Below are 24,157 nucleotides of genomic sequence, written 5' to 3'. Positions count from 1 at the left end.
TTAGGGCGGCTACGGGCTGTTCAGCGCGGGCGGAGGGCCCTGGCTGCGGGGGCGTTCATCGGTCATCCTGCCCCATACGATCATCCGGTAGGTGCTGGTGAACTCCGGGGTGCAGGTCGTCAGCGTGATGTACCGGCCCGCAGAGGTGAAGCCCGATCCCTCCGGCACCGGCTTCAGCACCGACACGTTCGTCGGCGGTGTCTGCGCCAGCGCCGAGGTCATCTCGTACGTGTAGTACGCGTCCCGCGTCTCGACCACGACGGGATCCCCCGGCACCAGCCGGTTGATGAAGCGGAACGGCTCCCCGTGGGTGTTGCGGTGGCCCGCCACCGCGAAGTTGCCCTGCGCGTCCCCCGGCATCGCCGTCTTGAGCGCACCCTCCCCGTAGTGCCCGGCCATCCCCCGGTCCAGCACCTTCGGCTTGCTGATCCCCTCCGCCACCGGCACCTTCAGGTCCAGCTTCGGGATGTACAGGATGGCGAAGCCCTGGCCCGGCTCGAACGCCGACACCGCCGGAGCGGCGGGCCCGCCCGCGCCCGGTTCCCGCTGCCACGTCTGCTGGAGCGAGCCCGCGGCCCCGTTCGCCGACCGCTCCGCCACGATGTTCGTGTACCAGAGCTGGTAGGCGACGAACAGCAGCATCACCAGGCCCAGTGTGATGAACAGTTCCCCGCCCAGGCGGCTCGCGATGACCACCGGGCCACCCGAGGCCGGCCGTCTGCGCCGCCTCCCGCCCCGCCTGCGGGTGTTCCTCGCGGCCCGCTTCGCGGCTTCCTGAGCTGCCCTGCGCCGCGCGGCCCGGCCCCCTGTGGGCGCGGACGGCGCGAGCGCGGTCACGCGACGGCCTTGCCCACCACCGGGGCCAGCCCCACCGAGCGCTCCACGGCACCCGCGTCACCGCACCGCACCAGCCAGTTCGCGAGCATCCGGTGGCCCCACTCCGTCAGCACCGACTCGGGGTGGAACTGCACACCCTCCACGTCGTGCTCCCGGTGCCGCAGGCCCATGATGATCCCGTCCTCGGTGCGCGCCGTGACCTCCAGCTCGTCGGGGAGGGTCCCGGGTTCGGCGGCGAGGGAGTGGTAGCGGGTCGCGGTGAACGGCGACGGCAGGCCGGCGAAGACGCCGATGCCCTCGTGCACCACCGGCGAGGTCTTGCCGTGCAGCAGCTCCGGAGCCCGGTCCACGACACCTCCGTACGCCACCGCCATCGACTGCATGCCCAGGCAGACACCGAAGACCGGAACGCCCGTCCGCGCGCAGTGGCGGACCATGTCGACGCACACTCCCGCCTCTTCCGGCGTCCCCGGCCCGGGGGAGAGCAGCACACCGTCGAAGCCGTCCTGCGCGTGCGAGAGCTCGACCTCGTCGTTGCGCAGCACCTCGCATTCGGCGCCGAGCTGGTAGAGGTACTGGACCAGGTTGAAGACAAAGCTGTCGTAGTTGTCTACAACCAGAATGCGCGCGCTCACGGAGTGGCTCCCGATCCCTCGTCCACCGTCACATCGTTGAACGGAAGGAGCGGCTCGGCCCACGGGAAGACGTACTGGAACAGCACGAACACCACCGCGAGGACAAGTACGAGTGAGATCAGCGCGCGTACCCACGCGTTGCCCGGCAGATGCCGCCAGATCCAGCCGTACATTCCGTCCGCGTCCCTCTCGCTCCACGCACCGCAGGGGCGGTACGCGAACAGACTAAAGGCACGGGCCCGGCCGGGTCAGTCACCTCGGCAAACCCTCGGGACCGCCCTGCCCCACGAGGCGCGTGCCGGTCAGCTCCGCCCACACGACCAGCCGGTGGCTGTGGCCCCACTCGGGGTCGCAGGTCGTCAGCGTCAGGTACCGGCCGGGCGCCGTGAAGGGGGACTTCCGGGGCACCGGGTCGACCACCCCGACGTCCGTCGGCAGGGTGCGCAGCGGCCCGCCGCGCACCGTGTAGGTGTACCAGGTCGTCGCGTCCTTGAGGATCACGGCGTCGCCGGGGCGCAGTTCGGGGAAGTCCTTGAAGGGGTCTCCGTACGTGCGCCGGTGGCCCGCCACCGAGAAGTTCCCGGTGGCGCCGAGCGGGGCGGTGCCGGCGTAGTGGCCGAGGCCCTTCTTCAGCAGCTCGGTGCCCGTGCCCTCCAGGACGGGCTTGTTCCAGTCCGGGCCGAACCGCGGGATGTACATCTCGGCGAAGGCCCGGCCGGCGGGGTAGCCCTCCGGTGCCGCGGGCCGGGGCGGTTCCGGCAGCGGTGCGGCGTCCGGGGACGAAGCCGGGGCCGGGGCCGGGGCCGGGGCTGCCGCCGGGGCCGCAGCCCAGCCGTCGCGCAGCCGGGCCATCTCGCCGTCCATGGCCCTGTCGGCCTTGACCCCGGTCCACAGCAGGACGTAGGCGACGAAGAGCACGATCAGCGTGCCCGCCGTCAGGCACACCTCACTGGACGTCCGTACCACCAGGCGGAGTACGGCGTCAGGGCGAACCGGTCTCGGAGGAAGGGGCCAGCGGCTTCGCATAGTGGAGGTCCACTGTGCCGGAGTAGCCGGGAAGTGTCAGCGCCTTGTGCTCGTCCACTTTCCAGCCGAGCCCGTACGCGTTCACGTACAGCTGGTAGTTCTGCAGGGCCGGGGAGGCGGCGAGGGCCTTGCGCAACGCGCCCGGGTCGCCGACCGCCGAGACCTTGTACGGAGGCGAGTACACCCGGCCCTGGAGGATCAGGGTGTTGCCCACGCAGCGGACCGCGCTGGTGGAGATCAGCCGCTGGTCCATGACCTGGATGCCCTGGGCCCCGCCCTGCCAGAGGGCGTTCACCACGGCCTGCAGGTCCTGCTGGTGGATCACCAGGTCGTTGGGCTGCGGCTCGGGCACGTTGGGGATCCGGGCGGTGGCGTTCGGCGGGGCGTCGTTGAGGGTGACCGTCAGGCCCTTGCCGGGCAGTTCCTCGGTGCCCGACGCGGTGCGCAGAGCGGCCAGCTTGGCGTCCTCGGCCTTGGTGCTGCCGTCGTCGCGCTCGGCGAGGGCGTCCACCCGTCGGCGTACCGGTCCGAGGCTCTCCTCCAGCTCCCCGTTGCTCTGACTGCGTTCCTCGATGAGGTCCGACAGCTTGAGAAGCGAGGCGTCCGTCCGGATGTTCGTACCCTTGGAGGTGTTGAAACTGGTGACGAAGAGCAGCCCGGCCAGGGCGAAGACGGCGGCGGTCAGCAGCCGGACCACTCTGGCCCGGCGACGGGGACCCACGGAGGAGTCGTCGGAATTGCTCAACGTACCCTTCTCCTTCAACGCCACAGGTCCACTACGCTAACGGACGCCCGGGGCAGGCAAGGTCCCCAGCGCATCGACAGGAGAGCCCCTCGTGCCGAAGTCACGTATCCGCAAGAAGGACGACTACACGCCTCCGCCCACGCGGACGCCGCAGTCCATCAGGCTGACGAACCGCAGCTGGGTCGCTCCGGTCATGCTGGCGCTCTTCCTGATCGGTCTCGCGTGGATCGTCGTCTTCTACGTGACCGAGACCCAGCTGCCGATCGAATCGCTGGGCAATTGGAACATTGTAGTCGGATTCGGATTTATCGCGGCGGGATTCGGCGTATCCACGCAGTGGAAGTAGCACCTGCCGCCCGCTGAGGGAAGCTCTCCCCAGGAGTTATCCACAGCGTCATCCACACCTGAGGAAAAGACAGAAGATCTGTGGATAACTCTGTGGAGAGTTGACGCCGGTGTGATCAGGTGAGTTCGGCGGTCCGGATCAGAATCACCGCTGCCGCCAGCAGGAATACGGCCGCGCACGTCCCCCATTGGATGAGTGCGCGGTACCTGCCGGCGGCGGGCCGGAGCATGCCCAGGCCCACCAGCGCGCCGGTGACCAGCCCGCCCACGTGCGCCTGCCAGGACACGGTGAGGCTGCCGCCGATCGGTACGAAGGTCAGCACCAGCATCAGCACGACCATGGTGATCACCGGCCGCATCTCGTAGCGCAGCCGGCGGGCGAGGACGACGGTGGCGCCGAGCAGCCCGAAGACCGCGCCCGAGGCGCCGAGCGTCTGCGTGTTCGGTTCGGTCAGCAGATAGACGAGGGCGCTGCCGCCGAGGCCCGAGAGCAGGTAGACGGCGAGATAGCGGGACCGGCCCAGCGCCGCTTCCAGCGGGCCGCCGATCACCCACAGGCCGATCATGTTGCCGATGATGTGCCACCACTCGGCGTGCAGGAACACCGACGTCAGCAGGCGGTAGTACTGGCCGGTGGAAACGCCTTCGACGGGGGCGCCGACGAATTCCACATAGCGGCCGAGCAGCTCCAGCTGGACCACGACCGCCGGGGCCACCAGACCCGCGAGGAACACGGCGGCGTTGATGCAGATGAGGGTCTTGGTGACCAGGTGGGGATCCGCGGCCACCACCCCGCCCGCGATGTTGCGCGGCGCGTTCGCGGTCGGCCGGTGGCCGGTGCCGGAGCCCTCACGGACGCACTCGGGGCACTGGAAGCCGACCGAGGCGCTGATCATGCACTCGGGGCAGATGGGGCGCTCGCAGCGGGTGCAGCTGATCCCCGTGTGGCGGTCCGGGTGGCGGTAGCAGCCCGGCAGACGGTCGGTGTCCATCGGTTCCCTCGATCGGCGGCGAGGCGCGGGCACTCCCCGCCGGTACGGCCCCACACTTCGTATGCATGCAGGACGGACGGGCGGGGCCCAAAGGTTCCCTCCGGGGTCCTCCGGGGTCAGCGCTTCTCGACGACGACCGACTGGATGATCACGTCGTCCACCGGGCGCTCGGTGCGCGGGTTGGTGGCGCTGGAGGCGATGGCGTCCACGATCTTCTGGCTGGCCGGGTCGGTGACCTCGCCGAAGATGGTGTGCTTGCGGGTCAGCCACGCGGTGGGCGCGACGGTGATGAAGAACTGCGAGCCGTTGGTGCCCGGGCCCGCGTTGGCCATGGCGAGCAGGTAGGGCTTGGTAAAGGCCAGGTCGGGGTGGAACTCGTCGCCGAACTGGTAGCCGGGGCCGCCGGTGCCGTTCCCCAGCGGGTCGCCGCCCTGGATCATGAAACCGCTGATGACACGGTGGAAGACGGTGCCGTCGTAGAGCGGGTCCGTGGTCTTCTGGCCGTCGGTGGGACGGGTCCATTCACGCGCGCCCGTGGCGAGCTCCACGAAGTTCCGGACCGTCTTCGGAGCGAAGTTCTCCAGCAGCTCGATCACGATGTCGCCGTGGTTGGTCTTCAGGGTGGCGTAGAGCTTCTCGGCCACGGATCTGCCTTCCATAGTCATCACTGTCGGTCCAGATGGTCGCACGCAGCGCAGCGCGGCACAGAAATCGTCCACCCGTATGCCCTGTCACGCATGCCGGTCGGCGGTATGGCAGGCATGATCCGACAAAGGGTGGAAAGGTGAACTGTGTCCGCCACCGAGGAGGAGGATCCCGTGACCGGCAAGGACAGCATGCGCCTGGCAGCCGAGAGCGCCAGGGAGAGTGTGCGGCACGCGGCGGAAGTGGTGGCGCCGTACGCGGAATCCGCCAAGGACGCCGCGGTGCACTACGCGCATGAGGCGAATGAGCGGCTGGCGCCGATGGTGTCGCAGGCGGCCAACGAGGCCGCGCGGCAGGCGCGTACGACATACGACTGCCACGTACATCCCCGGATCATGTCGGCGCGCGCCCACGTGCCGCCGCATGTCGACCGGGCGGCGAAGAAGGCCGTGGAGCAGACGCGTCTGGCGGCGCGTCAGGCGGCCGATTACACCCAGCCTCGGATCGAGAGCGCGATCGCCGTGGCCTCGCCGGTGGCCGAGGAGGCCGCAGCGCGGTCGGCGGCCGCGTCGGCGGCGGCCCTGGCCGCGCTCCGCGGCCAGGTGTCGGCCAAGGAGGTGCAGCGGATGGTGGCGCACCACGAACGGCGGGCGCGCAGGGGCCGGGTGCTGCGCGGTGTCACGCTTGCCGCCGTGCTGGCGGGCGTCGCCTACGCGGCGTGGAGGTGGTGGGACCAGCAGTCGAACCCGGACTGGCTCGTCGAGCCCCCGGCGGCCACGGAGGTTCCGGCGCGCGACGGCGGGCAGCCCGCGAGCTTCGACGACGAGCTGGCGGAGAAGGAGCGCGAGGCGGGTTCGGGCCCGGGTTCGGGACCGGGCTCGGAGGACGAGCAGCGCTGACCCGGGCCGAAGAGCCGAAGAAGCCGGAAGAAGGGCCCGGATCCACCAGGATCCGGGCCCCTTCGGCCGTCATCCGGCAGGTCAGCCGGGCAGGGTCAGGACCATGCCCGGGCGGACGAGGTCGGGGTTGGAGCCGATGACGCCCTTGTTCATGGCGTAGAGCTCGCGCCAGCGGGCCTCGTTGCCGAGCTCGCGGCGGGCGATGTCCGAGAGCGAGTCGCCGGGCCTGACGGTGTACGTGCGCTTCTTGGCCATGGGTGTCGGCTTGGGAGCCGCGGGTACGGCCTTGTGCGCGGCCGACGCGGGGGTCGGGGTGTGCCGAGCGCCGGGCGCGGTGGGGGCCGAAGCCGGCGCGGGCGGCATGGGGGCGGGGTTGGGGGCGACGGGAACGGCCTTGTGCGCGGCCGAGGCCGGGGTCGGGGCCGCGGGGGCGTGCTTGGGCTTCGGCGGCGCGGCGGCCGCCATGCGCTCGGCGGCCGCGCGGGTGGCCGACGCGGCGTCGGCCGCCTGGCTCCCGGGACGTGCCGTCGCCGCGGAAGCCTGTTGCTGGACCTGCTCCTTCGCCTTCTCGGCGGCCTCGTGTTCCTTCTTCTTGTCGGACTTCAGGAAGTCGAAGAGTCCCATGTGTGTACGCCTCCGGCGTGGTGATGCCCCCTGGGCTTGGTGCCTTCCCCCACTGTCTGGCACCGGGCGCCGGGCGGCCCTGCGGCAAGGCCGTCCGGGGGACCCGGCCGCCACGCTCCTGCCCCCCGGTGCCTCGGCTGTTTCACGTGAAACATCGGCCGAACGGTGGGGCCCGGGCTCGCTCCGGACCGGCTGATAGCGTCCGGAACATGCCCGAGCTGATACGGCCCACTCCCCGCCTGCACTCCTCCTGGCTCTCCGCCCGAGAGGAATGGGGATCCGACGCCCACATGGACGGGGCCGGCCTCGGCTCCGACGACGACGTCGACAGCCCCGGGGGATTCGCGGCCTGGGTGGAGCGGCTGCACGGGTACGCGGACCGCACGGTGCCGGTCGAGCAGGGCCGGGTCCACGCCACGTACTGGTGGATCGCCGAGGGCGACACCTATCTCGGAGCCATAGACCTGCGCCACCACCTGAACGCCTTCCTCCTCGACGCGGGCGGCCACATCGGCTACAGCGTGCGCCCCTCGGCACGGCAGCGCGGGCTGGCCGGCTGGGCGCTGGAATCGGTGCTCCACGAGGCACGCGTGATGGGGATGGACCGGGTCCTGCTGACCTGCGACCCGGACAACACCGCGTCGGTGCGCACGATCGAGCGGGGCGGCGGTGTCCTCGAAGATCTCCGCGAGACCTTGATCGGCCCCAAGTACCGCTACTGGATCGACCTCTAGACACCCCCGCGGCCTGTCCGGCCGACGTGCCGCCGCCACGGCCCCGGACGCGAAAAAGACCCTCCTTGACCGCGTTTCCGCAGGTCAAGGAGGGTCTTGTATGTGGAGCCTAGGAGATTCGAACTCCTGACATCTGCCTTGCAAAGGCAGCGCTCTACCAACTGAGCTAAGGCCCCATGGGTCGGCACACGCCTCTCCCCGTGCGGGGAGCGGGTGTTCCGCAGAACAGAGTACCGGGTGTACCCCCTCATCTCGCAAAATGATAGGGACTCCCGCCGTGCGACCACTCTCCGTAAGATGCTCGCGAGGTTCGCACCAGCGAAGTAGGGGAGAAGTAAGAGTGGACGCTGTTCAGCAAGAGGCCACGGCCAGAGCCAGAGAGCTTCAGCGCAGTTGGTACGGGGAGCCGCTGGGAGCGCTCTTCCGCCGGCTCATAGATGACCTCGGCTTGAACCAGGCCCGCCTCGCTGCCGTCCTCGGACTGTCGGCGCCCATGCTGTCCCAGCTGATGAGCGGCCAGCGCGCCAAGATCGGCAACCCTGCCGTGGTGCAGCGCGTCCAGGCGCTCCAGGATCTCGCCGGCCAGGTGGCCGACGGGAGCGTCAGTGCGGCGGAGGCCACCGACCGGATGGACGAGATCAAGAAGACCCAGGGAGGCTCCGTCCTCAGCAACAACGGTCAGACCACCACCAGTTCGGGCGCGCCCACCGTCAAGCGCGTCGTCCGTGAGATCCAGTCGCTGCTGCGCTCGGTCTCCGCGGCCGGCGACATCATCGACGCGGCGGACGGCCTCGCCCCCAGCCACCCGGAACTGGCAGAGTTCCTCCGGGTGTACGGCGCGGGCCGCACCGCCGACGCGGTCGCCCACTACGAGGCCCACCAGAACTGACGAGCAGGGCGGCGGACTACGGGTGACGGGGGACGGGCACAGCGATGGGTGAGGTTTTCGCCGGTCGGTACGAACTGATCGATCCGATCGGGCGTGGTGGCGCCGGCGCCGTATGGCGCGCCTGGGACCACCGCCGCCGCCGGTACGTCGCCGCGAAGGTCCTCCTGCAGAGCGACGCCCACACGCTCCTGAGGTTCGTACGGGAGCAGGCCCTGCGCATCGATCACCCGCACGTACTGGCCCCCGCCAGCTGGGCGGCCGACGACGACAAGGTCCTCTTCACGATGGACCTGGTCAGCGGCGGCTCCCTGGGCCACGTCATCGGGGACTACGGTCCCCTCCCGCCGCGGTTCGTGTGCACCCTGCTCGACCAGCTCCTGTCGGGGCTGGCTGCGGTGCACGCGGAGGGCGTCGTGCACCGCGACATCAAACCGGCCAACATCCTGATGGAGGCCACCGGAACCGGGCGGCCGCACCTGCGGCTGTCCGACTTCGGCATCTCCATGCGCAAGGGCGAGCCCCGGCTGACCGAGACGAACTACGTCGTCGGCACACCGGGTTACTTCGCCCCCGAGCAACTGCTGGGTGCCGAGCCCGACTTCCCCGCCGACCTCTTCGCCGTCGGGCTGGTCGCCCTGTACCTGCTCCAGGGGCGCAAGCCCGACTCGCAGGCCCTGGTGGAGCATTTCCTCGCCCATGGCACCCCGGGCGCCCCGGAAGGCGTCCCCGCGCCACTGTGGGACGTCATCGCCGGTCTCCTGCAGCCGGAGCCCCACAGCCGGTTCAAGACCGCCACGGGGGCGCGCAAGGCCCTTGCCGAGGCCTTGGAGCTGCTCGCGCCGGCCGCGCCGGGCGAGGATCCGGTGGAGGTGTTCGACCAACTCGGCCCGCTCCCCTCCGGTTTCGGCCCCCAGGGTCCGGAGCCGACGGCGGCCCCGGACGGACCCACGACGGCCGCGGCACCGCCGCCGGACGGACCTCGGACCCCGACCGGGACACCGGCCTCGATCCCGACGCCGTCCCCGATCCCGACGCCGTCCCCGATCCCGATGCCGTCCCCGAACCCGATGCCGTCCCCGAACCCGTACGCGACCCCGAACCCGTACGCCGTCCCGGCCCCGGGCCCTTACGCGTCCCCGTACGCGGCGTCGGCCACTGTGGCGGAGGCCACCCGCCCCGATCCGCGCGGCACCGGAAGCCAGACCGTCCCCGTGCCCGGCGGCTACGCGGGTCCCGCGGAGACCGGGAGTTTCCACCTCCAGCCGCCCGTGGCGCACACCCCGGCCGCGCCGCCCGCCCGGGCCGGCGGGATCGCCCCGCCGCCGGGGAAGGTGACGGCCGGCATCCTCGCCGCGGCGCTGCTCTGCTTCGCCGTCGGCATCTGGGCCCTCACCCAGCTGTAGTACGCGCGCCCCTGCGGGCGAGCAGGATCCAGCCGCCCAGCACGAGCAGCAGCAGCGTCCCGGCGCCGAACCCGGCACCCGCCACCACCCGCATCACGGAGCGGTTCCCCGCGGCGTCGGCGGCTTCCGGGGCGGTGAGCCCCGCCTTCGCCGCGGCCCGGTCCTCGGCCCCGACCCCGAACCCGCCCACGGCCAGGCCCTCCTTGTACGCGGGCGCCTTGACCGGGGTGCCGGTCACGTCCATCCGCAGGGTCAGCGGCACGGGCACCGCGTCCTCGGTGAAGTCGGCGACCTTTCCGCCCATCGTCACCGCGACGTAGTACCAGCCCGCGATGCGCACGGACTGAACGGCCCGGTCACTGGCGAAGCGGTTCTCGTAGGCGACGGGAGGCGTCTTCTCCAGGGTGATCCCGGCCTGCTTGCCGTCGTACGAGGTGTCCTTGTCGGAGATCAGGCTCCGGTAAGGGGTGTAGAGGGAGACGACGAGCCCGCCCGAGGCGGAACCGTACGGCTTGGTCATCTTGGCGGCGGCGAGCTCGGCGCTGAGGCCCAGCTGCTGACCCCAGTCCAGCGGGACCCGGTAGTAGCGGGTCTGTCCCGGCCGCATCTCGTCGCGCCACACACCGGCGCCCAGCGCGCGGGCGTCGTTGAAGCCGGTGCCCCCGGTGCGGGCCACCGCCTCGCTGCCGGGCAGGGCCGGGGCCCCCGAGGGCCAGCCGCTGGGCGCGGCGGTGGGGCCGCCCGCGCCGCGGCCGGGTTCCCGCTGGACCCGGAGTTCGAGCGGCCAGGGGCTCTGGTCGGAGCCCTTGGCCGACGTACGGGTGACCTTCGCGTAGTAGACGCCGGCCGGCGCGCAGTCCTCGTCCTCCGCCCCCCGCCGGACACCGGCGGCGCTGACGGGGGCGGGGTCGTAGTTGAAGCTCGCGCGGCCGGTGCTGCCCGGGCAGGAACGCCCGGCGGTGGTCATGATCTCCACCTCGATGCCGTCGCTGGAGGAGACCTTGGCCCCCGGGGCGGGCCGGAGCACGGCGGAGACGTACACATCGGACTCGTCCTTCTCCAGGACGAGCCGGTAGAGGCGCTCACCGGGGGCGAGCGTGTCCTTGTAGAAGTTGCCGGCCTCCAGGAGCGGGGCGTCCGCGCTGGAGGTCTTGCCCTCGACCGCCTTCGCACCGTCCGCCGCGCGGTACGCCGGGACCGGCTGCGGGGCGGTCCCGTCCGCGTGGGCGGCGTCCGCCGCGCCCGCGGCCATGGTCAGGGCCGCCGCCCCCACCACGGCTCCCGCCCGCAGCGCCGTCCGTACCCGACTCATCACGCCCACCCCGACTTTGCTAGCGCAAGCCAAATCTTTGCATAACGTAACTTTTTGTCACAGAACAGCACAAAGCCCCGGCCGCAGCGGCAGCCGGGGCTTCATGAGATCAGCTTTCGGTCTCACACACCGGAACCAGAGGGCACGGAGTCAGTTGCCTCCGTCCACAGGTCCTGCTCGGCGCGGTCCGCCTGGATCTGGCGGTACACGAGGAGCCCGCCGATGGCGGCCAGTGCGACCAGGAGCAGCTTCTTCACCGCGCGACCTCGTCTTTCGTTGACGTAGGGGACTTCTGGCGCCCAACAATACACACCGACCGATACCGATCGGTGACCTACCGACCCACCAACTGGCCCAACGACAAAGACCCCCAGGCCATGGGCCTGAGGGTCTTCGACACTGTGGGGCTAACAGGATTTGAACCTGTGGCCTCATCCTTATCAGGGATGCGCTCTAACCAACTGAGCTATAGCCCCATCCGCGCTGCGCGCTGACTCCTGAAGGTTAGCGCACAGACCCGGGAGGTCCAAAATCCCCGGGGCGAAGCCCCCACGGACACTGCCCCGAGAACGTCTGCGCAGGTCACTCGTCCTCGGCGAGCGTCAGCTCCACACCACCGACGAACCCCGCCGACAGGTTGTAGATGAACGCGCCGAGCGTCGCCAGAGCCGTCGCCAGCACCACGTCGATGACCGCGATCACCGATGTGAAGATCAGAACGCGCGGCAGCGACAGGAACGACTGGAGGTCGAAGCCGTTGCTCTCGTTCGAGCCGGTCGCCTCGCTGATCGTGCCGCCGACGGTCGAGAAGACGCCCATGGCGTCCATGACCATCCACAGCACCACCGCCGCCACGATCGTGCAGATGCCCAGCGCGATCGACAGCAGGAAGCTGACCTTCATCACCGACCACGGGTCGGCCTTGGCCACCCGCAGCCGCGCCTTGCGCGTCCTGGGCGTCATCCGGGCCCCCGTGCGCGGCTTGCGCTGCACAGCGCCCGCCGCGCCGCCGCGCGGCGCACCCGGGCCCGAGGGCGCCGAATAGGCCTGCGGCGGGTGGTAGGGCTGTGCGGGCCGTTCCTGACCGGCTTCCGCGCCGGCCTGCGGCTGCGGTCCTCGGGTGTCCGTCACAGTGCTCCCTCTGCCTTCGGTGGCGGTGCCCCCACCCTGGGAGTCCGCGGCGGGGCCACGGGCACCATTCGCTCCAGTCTCGGCCGGTCCGGCGCCCGTGGCTCCACTCACGACTTACTCCTCGTGCTCCCCAGCCGAAGGCTGCGTGCCCTCGGCGGCCTCGGCGGCCTGTCCATCGGCTGCCGCGGTCTCGATCTCGTCGGCCTCGACCTCGTCAGCTTCCTGACCGGCCTCGGCGTTACGGGCGATGCCCACCACGGCATCGCGCTTGCCCAGGTTGATCAGCTGGACGCCCATGGTGTCACGGCCGGTCTCCCTGACTTCGTTGACTCGCGTACGAATCACACCACCGCTGAGCGTGATGGCGAGAATCTCGTCCGTCTCGTCCACCACGAGCGCCCCGACGAGCGACCCGCGGTCCTCCACGATCTTCGCGGCCTTGATGCCCAGACCGCCACGACCCTGGACGCGGTACTCGTCGACCGGCGTCCGCTTGGCGTAGCCGCCGTCGGTCGCGGTGAAGACGAACGTACCCGGCCGGACAACGCTCATGGAGAGCAGTTCGTCACCCTCGCGGAAACTCATGCCCTTCACGCCCGAGGTGGCGCGGCCCATCGGGCGCAGCGCGTCGTCGGTCGCCGTGAAGCGGATCGACTGCGCCTTCTTGCTGATCAGCAGCAGGTCGTCCTCGGCGGACACCAGCTCCGCACCGATCAGCTCGTCGGCAGTGCCGTCGCCGCCGTCGGCGCCCGTCTCCCGGAGGTTGATCGCGATGACGCCGCCCGAACGGGGCGAGTCGTAGTCCTTCAGCGCCGTCTTCTTCACCAGGCCGCCCTTGGTGGCCAGGATCAGGTACGGCGCCGCCTCGTAGTCGCGGATGGCGAGGATCTGCGCGATCTTCTCGTCCGGCTGGAAGGCCAGCAGGTTCGCCACGTGCTGCCCGCGCGCGTCACGGCCGGCGTCCGGAAGCTCGTACGCCTTGGACCGGTAGACCCGGCCCTTGTTCGTGAAGAACAGCAGCCAGTGGTGCGTGGTGGAGACGAAGAAGTGGTCGACCAGGTCGTCCTGCTTCAGCTTCGTACCGCGCACGCCCTTGCCGCCGCGCTTCTGCGAGCGGTAGTCCTCGGTCTTGGTGCGCTTGACGTAGCCGCCGTGCGTGATCGTGACGACGATGTCCTCTTCGGCGATCAGGTCCTCCATGGACATGTCGCCGTCGAAGGGCACCAGCTTGGAACGCCGGTCGTCGCCGAACTTCTCGACGATCGCCGCCAGTTCCTCGCTGACGATCGAGCGCTGCTTCTCCGGCGAGGCCAGGATCGCGTTGTACTCGTTGATCTTCGCCTGGAGTTCGTCGTGCTCGGCGACGATCTTCTGCCGCTCCAGTGCCGCCAGGCGCCGCAGCTGCATCTCCAGGATCGCGTTCGCCTGGATCTCGTCGATCTCCAGCAGGCCCATCAGGCCCTCGCGCGCGATCTCGACGGTGTTGCTGCGCCGGATGAGGGCGATGACCTCGTCGATGGCGTCCAGCGCCTTGAGCAGGCCGCGCAGGATGTGCGCCCGCTCCTCCGCCTTGCGCAGGCGGAACTTCGTCCGCCGGACGATGACCTCGATCTGGTGCTGCACCCAGTGACGGATGAACGCGTCGATCGACAGCGTGCGCGGCACGCCGTCCACCAGCGCCAGCATGTTCGCGCCGAAGTTCGTCTGCAGGTCGGTGTGCTTGTACAGGTTGTTCAGCACGACCTTGGCGACGGCGTCGCGCTTGAGGACGATCACCAGGCGCTGGCCGGTCCGCGACGAGGTCTCGTCACGGACGTCGGCGATGCCGCCGACCTTGCCGTCCTTCACCAGGTCCGCGATCTTCTGCGCGAGGTTGTCGGGGTTGGTCTGGTACGGAAGCTCCGTGACCACCAGGCACTGGCGGTTCTGGATCTCCTCGACCGCGACCACCGCGCGCATCGTGATGGAGCCGCGACCGGTCCGGTACGCCTCCTCGATGCCCTTGCGGCCGACGACCAGGGCGCCGGTCGGGAAGTCGGGGCCCTTGATGCGCTCCAGGAGCGCGTCGAGCAGCTCCTCGTGCGAGGCGTCCGGGTGCTCCAGCGCCCACTGCGCGCCCGCCGCGACCTCGCGGAGGTTGTGCGGCGGGATGTTGGTCGCCATGCCGACAGCGATACCGGCCGAGCCGTTGATGAGCAGGTTGGGGAACCGCGCCGGCAGGACGGTGGGCTCCTGGTTGCGGCCGTCGTAGTTGTCCGTGAAGTCGACGGTCTCCTCGTCGATGTCCCGGAGCATCTCCATGGCCAGCGGCATCAGCTTGCACTCGGTGTAGCGCATCGCGGCCGCCGGGTCGTTGCCCGGGGAGCCGAAGTTGCCGTTCGAGTCCACCAGCGGCATGCGCATCGACCACGGCTGCGCCAGGCGGACCAGGGCGTCGTAGATCGAGGAGTCGCCGTGCGGGTGGTACGTGCCCATGACGTCACCGACGACGCGGGCGCACTTGTAGAAGCCCTTCTCCGGCCGGTAGCCGCCGTCGTACATCGCGTACAGCACACGGCGGTGCACCGGCTTGAGGCCGTCACGCACGTCCGGCAGGGCGCGCGAGACGATGACGGACATCGCGTAGTCGAGGTAGGAGCGCTGCATCTCCGTCTCGAGCCCGACGGGCTCGATGCGCAGCACGGGCTGCTCCTCCGCGGGGTTCTCTGCGGTGGGGGTGGTTTCGTCGGCCATTGCTGGTCAGAAGTCCTTTCAGGCAGTCAGCTGAGCCGACTCAGATGTCGAGGAACCGAACGTCCTTGGCGTTGCGCTGGATGAAGGAGCGCCGCGCCTCGACGTCCTCACCCATCAGCACCGAGAACAGGTCGTCGGCCTGGGCCGCGTCGTCCAGGGTGACCTGGCCGAGCACGCGGTGGTCCACGTCCATGGTGGTGACGCGCAGTTCCTCGGCGTTCATCTCGCCCAGACCCTTGAAGCGCTGGATCGAGTCTTCCTTGATCCGCTTGCCGTTCTGCTTGCCGAGCTCCACCAGGGCGTCGCGCTCGCGGTCCGAGTACGCGTACTCGAAGTCGTCGCGGCCCCACTTGATCTTGTAGAGCGGCGGACGGGACAGGTACACGTGACCGGCCTCGACCAGCGGCCGCATGAAGCGGAACAGGAAGGTCAGCAGCAGGGTGTTGATGTGCTGGCCGTCGACGTCGGCGTCCGCCATCAGGATGATCTTGTGATAGCGGAGCTTCTCGATGTCGAAGTCCTCGTGCACACCGGTACCGAAGGCGCTGATCAGCGCCTGGACCTCGGTGTTCTGGAGGATCTTGTCGATCCGGGCCTTCTCGACGTTCAGGATCTTGCCGCGGATCGGCAGGATGGCCTGGTACATCGGGTTGCGGCCGGACTTCGCGGAGCCGCCGGCCGAGTCACCCTCGACGATGAAGATCTCGCACTGCGTCGGGTCGTTCGACTGGCAGTCCGACAGCTTGCCCGGCAGCGAGGCGCTCTCCAGCAGACCCTTGCGACGCGTCAGGTCACGGGCCTTGCGGGCCGCGACGCGCGCCGTGGCCGCCTGGATCGACTTGCGGATGATGTCCGCGGCCTCGACCGGGTTCCGGTCGAACCAGTCGTTGAGGTGCTCGTGCACGACCTTCTGCACGAAGGTCTTCGCCTCCGTGTTGCCCAGCTTGGTCTTCGTCTGGCCCTCGAACTGCGGCTCGCCCAGCTTGATCGAGATGATCGCCGTCAGACCCTCGCGGATGTCCTCGCCGGCGAGGTTGTCGTCCTTCTCGCGCAGCAGCTTCTTGTCGCGCGCGTAACGGTTCACCAGACCCGTCAGAGCCGCACGGAAGCCCTCCTCGTGCGTACCGCCCTCGTGCGTGTGGATCGTGTTCGCGAAGGAGTACACACCCTCCGTGTACTGCGAGTTCCACTGCATCGCGATCTCGACCGAGAGCATGCGCTCCTTGTCCTCGGCCTCGACGTCGATGACGGTCGGGTGGATGAGCTCGCCCTTGCGCGAGTTCAGGTACGTCACGAAGTCGACGATGCCGCCCTCGTAGTGGTACTTCACCGTGCGCGCCGCGGGCTCGGCCGCCTCCGCGTCCGGGTCGTCGGCGCCGACCGTGGCCTTCGCCGACTCGCGCTCATCGGTCAGCGACAGGGTCAGGCCCTTGTTCAGGAAGGCCATCTCCTGGAAGCGCCGCGACAGCGTCTCGAAGGAGTAGTCGGTCGTCTCGAAGATGTCGCCGTCGGCCCAGAAGGTGACCGAGGTGCCGGTCTCCTCCGTCTCCTCGTTCTTGGCCAGCGGAGCCGTCGGCACGCCCAGCTTGTAGTCCTGGGTCCAGCGGTGGCCGTCCGTCTTGACCTCGACCGCGACCTTGGTCGAAAGGGCGTTCACGACGGACACACCGACGCCGTGCAGACCGCCGGAGACGGCGTAACCGCCACCGCCGAACTTGCCGCCCGCGTGCAGGACCGTCAGGACGACCTCGACGGCCGGCTTCCCCTCGGACGGAACGATGCCGACCGGGATACCGCGACCGTTGTCCACCACCCTGACGCCGCCGTCGGCCAGGATCGTCACGTCGATCGTGTCCGCGTGACCGGCCATCGCCTCGTCGACGGAGTTGTCGACGACTTCCTGGACCAGGTGGTGCAGGCCGCGCTCGCCGGTCGAGCCGATGTACATGCCTGGCCGCTTGCGGACCGCGTCCAGGCCCTCGAGGACCTGGATCGCACTGGCGTCGTAATTCTTCTCGTTGGAGTCGCCGGAATCGGCCACGAAGCGCCCTCTCTGGCACAGCGCAGCCCGTACTCCGGACCAGCGAGTGCGCCGGAGGAGCGGCCGCGTCGATCTGCGTTGTCTGCGTGATCCCGCGAATGGGCGGGATTGGCTCCAGTCTACCGGTACCACCGACATGAATGGGGGTTTGCCGGTACCTGAGTCCGCATGTGCCGCCCTGAACCTCTACCTTCCGACTCCCCATATCCGGGAAGGGGCTCAAAGAGGCTCACGCGGGCACCCAGCGCTTCGGCCTGTCAACCTCCCACTACCGTGAGGGACACCACCCGCGCCGACGCCGCCCTCACCCGTAGGTGTCCCCCGGACCCGTGCTCCCCGGCGCCCGCCACGGCCCGTACCGCTTCGGCCGCCCGCCCGGCCCCTGCACCTTGATCAGCCGTACGGTGCCCTGCCCGAGGTCCGCGTTCAGCCGCGCCACCAGCTGCGGAGCGAGCAGCTTCAGCTGCGCCGCCCACGCCGAGGAATCGCACCGCACGACGAGCTCACGGTCCTCGTACCGCTCCGGTTCACAGTGCGCCGCGATCTCCGGGCCGACGATCTCCGGCCAGCGCTCCATCACACCCGCCACCGCCATCGGCATCTCCCAGCCGCGCTCCGTGCGCAACCGGTCCAGCGCCGCCATCAAGGGCATCGGGTCCCGGCCGTCCGCACGGGCCCCCGAGCGCAGCCCCGGACCCTGCTGGCGCTTCTTCCCGCCCGCCGCGTTGCCCCGGGCCCGCGCCTGCTCCCGCGCCGCGGCGAGCGCCTGCCGCGCCAGATCCACACCGGAGGGCTCCGGCGCCTTACGGGGCTCCTTGCCCTGACCGCCCTGATCGCTCACAGCCGGGTCACCTCACCGCCGGACACCCCGAACCGCGCCCCCACCAGCACACCCGGAACGTCATCGTCCACCGCCGCCGTCACCAGCACCTGCTCACCCGGCGCCACCAGCTCCGCCAGTCGCTCCCGGCGCCGCGCGTCCAGCTCCGCGAACACGTCGTCCAGGATCAGCACGGGCTCGGCACCCTCCGAGCGCAGCAGCTCGTACGAGGCCAGCCGCAGGGCCAGCGCGTACGACCACGACTCCCCGTGGCTCGCGTACCCCTTCGCCGGCAGCTCCCCCAGCCGCAGCAGCAGATCGTCGCGGTGCGGACCGACCAGCGTCACACCCCGCTCGATCTCCTGCTTGCGCACCTGCGACAGCGCCTCCAGCAGCACCTCGTATATCGCCTCACGGCCGCGCGCCGCCCCGCTGTCCACCGGCTCGCCCGCGGAGGACTTGTACGACAGCCCCAGCGGGCCACCGCCGGGCGCGAGCTGCTCGTACGCCTTGTCCGCCAGCGGCAGCAGCGTCGCGATCAGATCCAGCCGCTGCGCCAGCAGCTCCGCGCCCGCGCGCGCGAGGTGCTGGTCCCACACGTCGAGGGTGGAGAGGTCCATGGAGCGCCCGCCGTGCCGGCGCGCCATCGCCGCCGACTTCAGCAGGGTGTTGCGCTGCTTGAGCACCCGCTCGTAGTCGGAGCGGACCGCCGCCATCCGCGGGGAACGCGCCGTGACCAGCTCGTCCAGGAACCGGCGCCGCTCCCCGGGGTCGCCCTTCACCAGGGCCAGGTCCTCCGGCGCGAACAGCACCGTCCGTACGATCCCCAGCACATCCCGCGGCCTGACCTGCGAGGACCGGTTGATCCGGGCCCGGTTCGCCCGCCCCGGGTTCAGCTCCAGCTCGACCAGCTGCTGGCGCTCGCCCTGGGTGACGGCCGCCCGGATGATCGCCCGGTCCGCGCCCATCCGTACGAGCGGGGCGTCCGAGGAGACCCGGTGACTGCCCAGCGTCGACAGGTAGCCGATGGCCTCGACGAGGTTGGTCTTCCCCTGCCCGTTGGGGCCCACGAAAGCCGTGACGCCCGGGTCGAGGGGAACCTCGGCCCGGGCGTACGAGCGGAAGTCGGCCAGCGAGAGATGCGAAACATGCATACGGCGCCGACCTCCCCCGGCTTCCCTACTGCTCTGCGTGGTGCTGTGCAGCCACTGTGAGCTGCACCGTTCTCTTCTCTGCTCCGTCGTCTCTTCCCGACGGAGCCTTCTCGGCTACGCCTTCTCGACCGCGTGGCCGCCGAACTGGTTGCGCAGCGCGGCGATCATCTTCATCTGCGGGGAGTCGTCCTGGCGCGACGCGAACCGCGCGAACAGCGAGGCGGTGATCGCGGGCAGCGGGACGGCGTTGTCGATCGCCGCCTCCACCGTCCAGCGGCCCTCGCCTGAGTCCTGCGCGAAGCCGCGCAGCTGTTCGAGGTGCTCGTCCTCGTCGAGGGCGTTCACGGCCAGGTCCAGCAGCCAGGAGCGGATGACCGTGCCTTCCTGCCAGGAGCGGAAGACCTCGCGGACGTCGGTCACCGAGTCCACCTTCTCCAGGAGCTCCCAGCCCTCGGCGTAGGCCTGCATCATGGCGTACTCGATGCCGTTGTGAACCATCTTCGCGAAGTGGCCCGCACCGACCTTGCCGGCGTGCACGGCGCCGAAGTCGCCCTCGGGCTTCAGCGCGTCGAAGATCGGCTGGACCCGTGCCACGTGGTCCTTCTCGCCGCCGTACATCAGCGCGTATCCGTTCTCCAGGCCCCACACGCCGCCGGAGACACCGCAGTCGACGAACCCGATGCCCTTGGCCGCCAGCTCCGCGGCGTGCTTCTCGTCGTCGGTCCAGCGGGAGTTGCCGCCGTCGACGACGATGTCGCCGATCGAGAGCAGCTCGGCGAGCTCGTCGACGGTGGACTGGGTGGCCTCGCCGGCCGGGACCATCACCCACACCACGCGGGGGGCCGGCAGGCTGTTCACAAGTTCCGTCAGGCTGTGGACATCCGCGAGGTCCGGGTTGCGGTCGTATCCGATGACGGTGTGGCCTGCGCGGCGGATGCGCTCGCGCATGTTGCCGCCCATCTTGCCGAGACCGACGAGACCAAGCTCCATCAGGTGGTTCCTTAAGCGTTGTGGCCGTCTTTGCCGGGGCCCCCTGCTTGCCCGGAGGACATCCCAGGCCCCGAGCCTACGCCGGGCCGGGCTGCCCGGCTGCCCGGCTCCACGGGGCGCGCGGTGCCCCTACCCGGCTGCTCCAAACGTGGTCAGGCCCGGTCTCGCGGTGTGCGAGACCGGGCCTGACCTGCGAAGAATCAGCCGGAGAGGCGTACCGGCATGATCAGGTACTTGTAGGCCTCATCGGCCTCCGCGTCGACCGCCGGGCGGCCGCTGAGCAGCGCCGGCTTGGTGGACGTGGTGAAGCTGAGCTGCGCGGCGGGCGAGTCGATCGCGCTCAGTCCGTCGAGCAGGAAGGTCGGGTTGAAGGCAATCGAGATGTCGTCGCCCTCCAGCTTGGCGTCCACGCGCTCCACAGCCTGTGCGTCGTCGCTGGAACCGGCCTCCAGGATCAGCACGCCCTGCTCGAAGCTCAGGCGCACCGGGGTGTTGCGCTCGGCGACCAGGGCCACGCGCTTGACGGCCTCGACGAACGGGGCGGTCTCGATCACGGCGATGGAGTTGAACTCCGTCGGGAAGAGCGTGCGGTACTTCGGCAGGTCGCCTTCGAGGAGGCGGGTGGTGGTGCGGCGGCCGGCGCCCTCGAAACCGATCAGGCCCTCACCGGCACCGGAGCCCGACAGCGCCAGAGTGACCGTGTCGCCGCTGGTCAGGGACTTGGCGGTGTCCAGGAGGGTCTTCGCGGGCACCAGGGCCACGGCGGAGGCGTCCGGGTTCTCCGGCTTCCACAGGAACTCGCGGACCGCGAAGCGGTAGCGGTCGGTGGAGGCCAGGGTGACGCGGTCGCCCTCGATCTCGATGCGGACACCGGTCAGCACGGGCAGCGTGTCGTCACGGCCGGCGGCGATGGCGACCTGGGCGGCCGCGGAGGCGAAGACCTCGCCGGGCACGGTGCCGGTCGCGGTCGGCATCTGCGGCAGCGCCGGGTACTCCTCCACAGGCAGGGTGTGGAGTGTGAATCGCGAGGAGCCGCAGACCACGGTCGCCCGTACACCCTCTGTGGAAATCTCCACCGGGCGGTTGGGGAGGGCCCGGCAGATGTCGGCGAGCAGCCGGCCGGAGACCAGGACGGTGCCGTCCTCCTCGACGTCCGCCTCGACGGACACGCGGGCCGAGACCTCGTAGTCGAAGCCGGAGAGGGACAGCGTGCCCTCCTCGGCCTTCAGCAGCAGGCCCGCGAGAACGGGCACCGGCGGCCGGGCCGGGAGGCTACGGGCAGCCCAGGCCACCGCCTCCGCGAGTACGTCGCGCTCCACCCGGATCTTCACCGGAACCGCCTCCTGCTGTTGCTCGCTCGTCTGCCGGCCTTCGTCGTCGGCTCGTCGATGCCTCGACCGATGCCGGGGACCAGTCTGACGTACGGCGCCGACAGTCGGTGCGGCTGGCGGTCAAGTCGGGAGCGAGGTGCCTGGGACGGCTGCCCACCGAGTTGTGCACAGGACCTGCTTGAAAACCGAAACCGGCCTAACTCTCTATGGGGGTAGTAGTAGGGCCTGTGGAAACGGTGGATAACCCCGTTTTCCCAGGTCACCCCCCGTTTTTTATCCCCACAGCCTGTGGGTGGCACCGGTGGACAACACGGTGTCTCTGTGGAGAACGAAAACTTCTGCACAGGCCGTCCCCAGGCGACCCCGACTACTCCACAGGTGTGTCCCCAGCTTTCCCCCGGTACTCCACAACCCAAACGTCCACCTGCGTGTGACGGCTTTCACTCGGGGCAGTGAGATGGGGTGGTGCGTTGCCGAACAGTGGACAAGGGTGTGGAGAAGGCATCGGATCCTGTGCACAGGATCGGCGAAGCTGTGGGCGGACGGTGGACAACGTGGTGGACAGTGCTGTGGACGAAAAATCTGTCCACAGCCTGTGGATGAAGCTTGCGCACAATTCCACAGCCCGTTGACCTGGCCTGATGGGGCCTCATGAGGCACCCCTGTGGACAGATTGTGGGCGACGGAACCCGTCCCCAGGGTGTGGACGGAAGAAAGTCCCCCAATCTGTGGATGAGTTGCTCCGGAGGGGGCGTATTCGAACAGGCCAGGGGCGCGCGAACGAAGAAGGGCGCCCCCGTTGTGGTCCGGGAGCGCCCTCTGAATGCGTTTGAAGGGGCCTTGGCGTGACTCTCCCCGGCGGTCCGGGGCAGTCGGCTCAGGCGTTCTTGATGCGGTTGGTGAGCTCCGTGACCTGGTTGTAGATGGAGCGGCGTTCGGCCATCAGAGCGCGGATCTTGCGGTCCGCGTGCATGACGGTGGTGTGGTCGCGGCCGCCGAACTGCGCCCCGATCTTGGGCAGGGAGAGGTCCGTGAGCTCCCGGCACAGGTACATGGCGATCTGCCGTGCGGTCACCAGGACCCGGCTGCGCGAGGATCCGCACAGGTCGTCCACGGTGAGCCCGAAGTAGTCGGCGGTGGCCGCCATGATGTCGGAGGCCGTGATCTCCGGTGCGCTGTCCTCACCGCCCGGGATCAGGTTCTTGAGGACGTCCTCCGTCAGGCCCAGGTCGACCGGCTGCCGGTTGAGGCTCGCGAAGGCGGTGACCCGGATCAGCGCCCCCTCCAGCTCGCGGATGTTGCGCGAGATGCGGGAGGCGATGAACTCCAGTACCTCCGGCGGGGCGTTGAGCTGCTCCTGGACCGCCTTCTTGCGCAGGATGGCGATGCGGGTCTCCAGCTCGGGCGGCTGGACGTCGGTGATCAGGCCCCACTCGAAGCGGTTGCGGAGCCTGTCCTCCAGGGTGACGAGCTGCTTGGGCGGCCGGTCGGAGGAGAGGACGATCTGCTTGTTGGCGTTGTGGAGCGTATTGAAGGTGTGGAAGAACTCCTCCTGCGTCGACTCCTTGCTCGCGAGGAACTGGATGTCGTCGACGAGCAGGATGTCCATCTCGCGGTAGCGCTTGCGGAACGCGTCGCCCTTGCCGTCGCGGATGGAGTTGATGAACTCGTTGGTGAACTCCTCGGAGCTCACGTACCGCACGCGGGTGCCGGGGTACAGGCTCCGCGCGTAGTGCCCGATGGCGTGCAGCAGGTGCGTCTTGCCCAGACCCGACTCGCCATAGATGAAAAGGGGGTTGTACGCCTTCGCGGGCGCCTCGGCGACGGCCACCGCGGCGGCGTGCGCGAAGCGGTTGGAGGCACCGATGACGAAGGTGTCGAAGAGGTACTTGGGGTTCAGCCGGGCGGTCGGTTCGAGCGGGCCCGAGGAGGAACCGCCGGACGGGGCCGGGGCCGGGGAGGGCCGGCCGGGAGCCTGGCGGGGCGCGGGCTGTTCGTACTTCTGCTGTTCGTACTGATGGGGCTGGTGCTGCTGGGAGTCGTACGGGGACTGCTCGTACTGCTGCTGCTCGTAGGAGCCCTGGTCGTAGCCGGAGGGCTCGGGCTGCTGGAGGTAGCCCGGCTGCGGGGAGGCGTACGGGTCGCGCTCGGGGAATCCGCCGAGGCGGGGCTGCTGCCAGCCGTAGTCGTCCTGCTGACCGCCCCGGGGCCAGGCGCCGGGCTCGGGGCGCTGCTGCTGGTAGTCCGGGTAGGCGGGGCGGGCGGTGGGGAGCTGATCGTCGGGGCCTCCGCCGGGGCGCTGGCCGGCGTACGGCTCGTACCCGCCCGGCTGCTGGACGGGCGGGGCGGGGGGCGCGGGCTCGCCGGCGGAGTCGTCCACGGTGATGGCGATCCGGATGGGGCGGCCGCATTCCCGGCTGAGGGCATCACTGATCAGCGGGGCGAGGCGGCCTTCGAGGACCCGCTTGCCCCACTCGTTGGGGACGGCCAGCAGTGCGGTGTCGGCGACGAGTGCCAGGGGCTGGCACCGCTCGACCCACTGCTTGTCCTTGGGCTCGATCCCCGGCTGTCCCTCCCCGAGGAGCTTTTCGAGCACCCTTGGCCACACTGCGGCAAGATCGGCAGGTACGTCAGCCACAGAGCACGCTCTCTCACAGGGGTCCCACGAATGTGTGGTTCTTTGGGACGGTCGGGACGAAAAATCCGGGATCAGACAACGGTAGTCAGGCCAGCGGGTACGGTTCAAGTCGTTGTCCACAGCCTGTGCACAGTGTGGGGCAGCATCGCCTCGGTTTGACCGGATGGCGTAGCCGCGCGTACCGTAACGAGGTCGAGTTGTCGATGGCTGCTGCCGCCTGCCTACCGATGGGC

Annotated in this window: 21 protein-coding genes, 2 tRNA genes and 3 pseudogenes; 5 read left to right on the top strand and 21 right to left on the bottom strand. The window is 69.8% G+C overall.

What is annotated here, in order from left to right; all coding sequences use genetic code 11:
- Positions 1 to 9 precede the first annotated feature (9 nt).
- The 5 genes and pseudogenes from OG429_RS19800 to OG429_RS19780 all read right to left on the bottom strand — a co-directional run.
- Positions 10 to 864, bottom strand: a pseudogene (locus OG429_RS19800) (class E sortase); the annotation flags it as partial.
- Positions 834 to 1,472 (bottom strand): aminodeoxychorismate/anthranilate synthase component II, encoded by a 639-nt coding sequence (locus OG429_RS19795; protein WP_328926619.1) that lies wholly within the window; start codon positions 1,470 to 1,472, stop codon positions 834 to 836. The gene OG429_RS19795 and the pseudogene OG429_RS19800, both read right to left, overlap by 31 nt.
- The gene (locus OG429_RS19790; protein WP_030011120.1) at positions 1,469 to 1,645 is read right to left on the bottom strand and encodes a hypothetical protein; all 177 of its coding nucleotides are present in this window, start codon (positions 1,643 to 1,645) and stop codon (positions 1,469 to 1,471) included. The genes OG429_RS19795 and OG429_RS19790 overlap by 4 nt, the downstream gene beginning before the upstream one ends.
- Before the next feature lie 79 nt (positions 1,646 to 1,724).
- Positions 1,725 to 2,498, bottom strand: a complete 774-nt coding sequence (locus tag OG429_RS19785; protein WP_328926618.1) for a class E sortase — start codon at positions 2,496 to 2,498, stop codon at positions 1,725 to 1,727.
- Positions 2,455 to 3,243: a DUF881 domain-containing protein gene (locus OG429_RS19780; RefSeq protein WP_328926617.1), complete on the bottom strand. Its 789-nt coding sequence runs from the start codon at positions 3,241 to 3,243 to the stop codon at positions 2,455 to 2,457. Before OG429_RS19780 ends, OG429_RS19785 begins: the two co-directional genes overlap by 44 nt.
- Before the next feature lie 91 nt (positions 3,244 to 3,334).
- On the opposite strand from OG429_RS19780, the gene crgA reads away from it, so the two are divergent.
- Complete coding sequence (crgA, locus tag OG429_RS19775; RefSeq protein WP_328926616.1) at positions 3,335 to 3,589, top strand: cell division protein CrgA; 255 nt, start codon at positions 3,335 to 3,337, stop codon at positions 3,587 to 3,589.
- Positions 3,590 to 3,704: 115 nt separating this feature from the next.
- On the opposite strand, the gene OG429_RS19770 is transcribed toward crgA, so the two are convergent.
- A complete protein-coding gene (locus OG429_RS19770) occupies positions 3,705 to 4,580 on the bottom strand; it encodes a rhomboid family intramembrane serine protease (protein ID WP_328926615.1) in 876 nt (291 codons plus the stop codon).
- Positions 4,581 to 4,696: 116 nt separating this feature from the next.
- Complete coding sequence (locus tag OG429_RS19765; protein ID WP_328930350.1) at positions 4,697 to 5,224, bottom strand: peptidylprolyl isomerase; 528 nt, start codon at positions 5,222 to 5,224, stop codon at positions 4,697 to 4,699.
- 174 nt (positions 5,225 to 5,398) lie between these two features.
- On the opposite strand from OG429_RS19765, the gene OG429_RS19760 reads away from it, so the two are divergent.
- The gene (locus OG429_RS19760; protein ID WP_328930349.1) at positions 5,399 to 6,124 is read left to right on the top strand and encodes a DUF5324 family protein; all 726 of its coding nucleotides are present in this window, start codon (positions 5,399 to 5,401) and stop codon (positions 6,122 to 6,124) included.
- Between the two features lie 81 nt (positions 6,125 to 6,205).
- Here the strand turns inward: OG429_RS19760 and OG429_RS19755 are convergent, their stop codons facing one another.
- Complete coding sequence (locus OG429_RS19755) at positions 6,206 to 6,748, bottom strand: LysM peptidoglycan-binding domain-containing protein (protein ID WP_328926614.1); 543 nt, start codon at positions 6,746 to 6,748, stop codon at positions 6,206 to 6,208.
- Between the two features lie 209 nt (positions 6,749 to 6,957).
- Here OG429_RS19755 and OG429_RS19750 point away from each other — a divergent pair, with 209 nt between their 5' ends.
- The gene (locus OG429_RS19750) at positions 6,958 to 7,482 is read left to right on the top strand and encodes a GNAT family N-acetyltransferase (RefSeq protein WP_328926613.1); all 525 of its coding nucleotides are present in this window, start codon (positions 6,958 to 6,960) and stop codon (positions 7,480 to 7,482) included.
- A 103-nt stretch (positions 7,483 to 7,585) separates the two neighbouring features.
- Here OG429_RS19750 and OG429_RS19745 read toward each other — a convergent pair.
- Positions 7,586 to 7,658: transfer RNA gene (locus tag OG429_RS19745), tRNA-Ala, on the bottom strand.
- A gap of 164 nt (positions 7,659 to 7,822) precedes the next feature.
- Here OG429_RS19745 and OG429_RS19740 point away from each other — a divergent pair.
- Both OG429_RS19740 and OG429_RS19735 read left to right on the top strand, forming a co-directional pair.
- Positions 7,823 to 8,371: a helix-turn-helix domain-containing protein gene (locus OG429_RS19740; protein WP_328926612.1), complete on the top strand. Its 549-nt coding sequence runs from the start codon at positions 7,823 to 7,825 to the stop codon at positions 8,369 to 8,371.
- A 44-nt stretch (positions 8,372 to 8,415) separates the two neighbouring features.
- On the top strand, positions 8,416 to 9,774 hold the full coding sequence (locus tag OG429_RS19735; protein WP_328926611.1) for a serine/threonine-protein kinase: 1,359 nt from the start codon (positions 8,416 to 8,418) through the stop codon (positions 9,772 to 9,774).
- On the opposite strand, the gene OG429_RS19730 is transcribed toward OG429_RS19735, so the two are convergent.
- From OG429_RS19730 to dnaA (OG429_RS41470), 12 genes and pseudogenes are all read right to left on the bottom strand, one after another.
- On the bottom strand, positions 9,761 to 11,086 hold the full coding sequence (locus OG429_RS19730; RefSeq protein WP_328926610.1) for a hypothetical protein: 1,326 nt from the start codon (positions 11,084 to 11,086) through the stop codon (positions 9,761 to 9,763). The genes OG429_RS19735 and OG429_RS19730 overlap by 14 nt on opposite strands.
- 122 nt (positions 11,087 to 11,208) lie before the next feature.
- Positions 11,209 to 11,343, bottom strand: coding sequence for a DLW-39 family protein (locus OG429_RS19725; protein ID WP_208809277.1), 135 nt, complete (start codon positions 11,341 to 11,343; stop codon positions 11,209 to 11,211).
- A 145-nt stretch (positions 11,344 to 11,488) separates the two neighbouring features.
- Positions 11,489 to 11,562 (bottom strand) — tRNA-Ile (locus OG429_RS19720).
- 106 nt (positions 11,563 to 11,668) lie between these two features.
- On the bottom strand, positions 11,669 to 12,217 hold the full coding sequence (locus OG429_RS19715) for a DUF3566 domain-containing protein (RefSeq protein ID WP_405679418.1): 549 nt from the start codon (positions 12,215 to 12,217) through the stop codon (positions 11,669 to 11,671).
- A gap of 114 nt (positions 12,218 to 12,331) precedes the next feature.
- Positions 12,332 to 14,950 (bottom strand): DNA gyrase subunit A, encoded by a 2,619-nt coding sequence (gene gyrA, locus OG429_RS19710; protein WP_328926608.1) that lies wholly within the window; start codon positions 14,948 to 14,950, stop codon positions 12,332 to 12,334.
- A 40-nt stretch (positions 14,951 to 14,990) separates the two neighbouring features.
- The gene (gene gyrB / locus OG429_RS19705; protein WP_328930348.1) at positions 14,991 to 17,012 is read right to left on the bottom strand and encodes a DNA topoisomerase (ATP-hydrolyzing) subunit B; all 2,022 of its coding nucleotides are present in this window, start codon (positions 17,010 to 17,012) and stop codon (positions 14,991 to 14,993) included.
- Positions 17,013 to 17,295: 283 nt separating this feature from the next.
- Entirely contained in the window at positions 17,296 to 17,832 is a 537-nt protein-coding gene (locus tag OG429_RS19700) for a DUF721 domain-containing protein (protein WP_328926607.1), read from the bottom strand.
- A complete protein-coding gene (gene recF, locus OG429_RS19695) occupies positions 17,829 to 18,965 on the bottom strand; it encodes a DNA replication/repair protein RecF (protein WP_328926606.1) in 1,137 nt (378 codons plus the stop codon). Before recF ends, OG429_RS19700 begins: the two co-directional genes overlap by 4 nt.
- Positions 18,966 to 19,079: 114 nt before the next feature.
- Positions 19,080 to 19,955, bottom strand: a complete 876-nt coding sequence (gene gnd / locus OG429_RS19690; RefSeq protein ID WP_328926605.1) for a phosphogluconate dehydrogenase (NAD(+)-dependent, decarboxylating) — start codon at positions 19,953 to 19,955, stop codon at positions 19,080 to 19,082.
- A gap of 200 nt (positions 19,956 to 20,155) precedes the next feature.
- Positions 20,156 to 21,286 carry a DNA polymerase III subunit beta gene (gene dnaN, locus OG429_RS19685; protein ID WP_328926604.1) on the bottom strand — a complete coding sequence of 377 codons (1,131 nt, stop codon included), beginning with the start codon at positions 21,284 to 21,286 and terminating at the stop codon, positions 20,156 to 20,158.
- A gap of 877 nt (positions 21,287 to 22,163) precedes the next feature.
- Positions 22,164 to 23,276: pseudogene (dnaA, locus tag OG429_RS41475) on the bottom strand (chromosomal replication initiator protein DnaA); the annotation flags it as partial.
- A 62-nt stretch (positions 23,277 to 23,338) separates the two neighbouring features.
- A pseudogene (dnaA, locus tag OG429_RS41470) lies at positions 23,339 to 23,924 on the bottom strand (chromosomal replication initiator protein DnaA); the annotation flags it as partial.
- Positions 23,925 to 24,157 lie beyond the last annotated feature (233 nt).

It is taken from the genome of Streptomyces sp. NBC_00190, assembly GCF_036203305.1.
In the GTDB taxonomy this organism is placed as follows: domain Bacteria; phylum Actinomycetota; class Actinomycetes; order Streptomycetales; family Streptomycetaceae; genus Streptomyces.
Note: the sequence above shows the minus strand (reverse complement) of the source record. Positions and strands in the feature narration are given on the sequence as shown.

What these genes read in the sequence shown, in the direction of transcription:
- OG429_RS19735 (WP_328926611.1), top strand. Translation starts at nt 8,416, where the DNA reads ATGGGTGAGGTTTTCGCCGGTCGGTACGAACTGATCGATCCGATCGGG.
- OG429_RS19770 (WP_328926615.1), bottom strand. Translation starts at nt 4,580, where the DNA reads ATGGACACCGACCGTCTGCCGGGCTGCTACCGCCACCCGGACCGCCAC.
- OG429_RS19785 (WP_328926618.1), bottom strand. Translation starts at nt 2,498, where the DNA reads ATGCGAAGCCGCTGGCCCCTTCCTCCGAGACCGGTTCGCCCTGACGCC.
- OG429_RS19790 (WP_030011120.1), bottom strand. Translation starts at nt 1,645, where the DNA reads ATGTACGGCTGGATCTGGCGGCATCTGCCGGGCAACGCGTGGGTACGC.
- recF (WP_328926606.1), bottom strand. Translation starts at nt 18,965, where the DNA reads ATGCATGTTTCGCATCTCTCGCTGGCCGACTTCCGCTCGTACGCCCGG.
- OG429_RS19755 (WP_328926614.1), bottom strand. Translation starts at nt 6,748, where the DNA reads ATGGGACTCTTCGACTTCCTGAAGTCCGACAAGAAGAAGGAACACGAG.
- gyrA (WP_328926608.1), bottom strand. Translation starts at nt 14,950, where the DNA reads ATGGCCGACGAAACCACCCCCACCGCAGAGAACCCCGCGGAGGAGCAG.
- OG429_RS19750 (WP_328926613.1), top strand. Translation starts at nt 6,958, where the DNA reads ATGCCCGAGCTGATACGGCCCACTCCCCGCCTGCACTCCTCCTGGCTC.
- gnd (WP_328926605.1), bottom strand. Translation starts at nt 19,955, where the DNA reads ATGGAGCTTGGTCTCGTCGGTCTCGGCAAGATGGGCGGCAACATGCGC.
- OG429_RS19730 (WP_328926610.1), bottom strand. Translation starts at nt 11,086, where the DNA reads ATGAGTCGGGTACGGACGGCGCTGCGGGCGGGAGCCGTGGTGGGGGCG.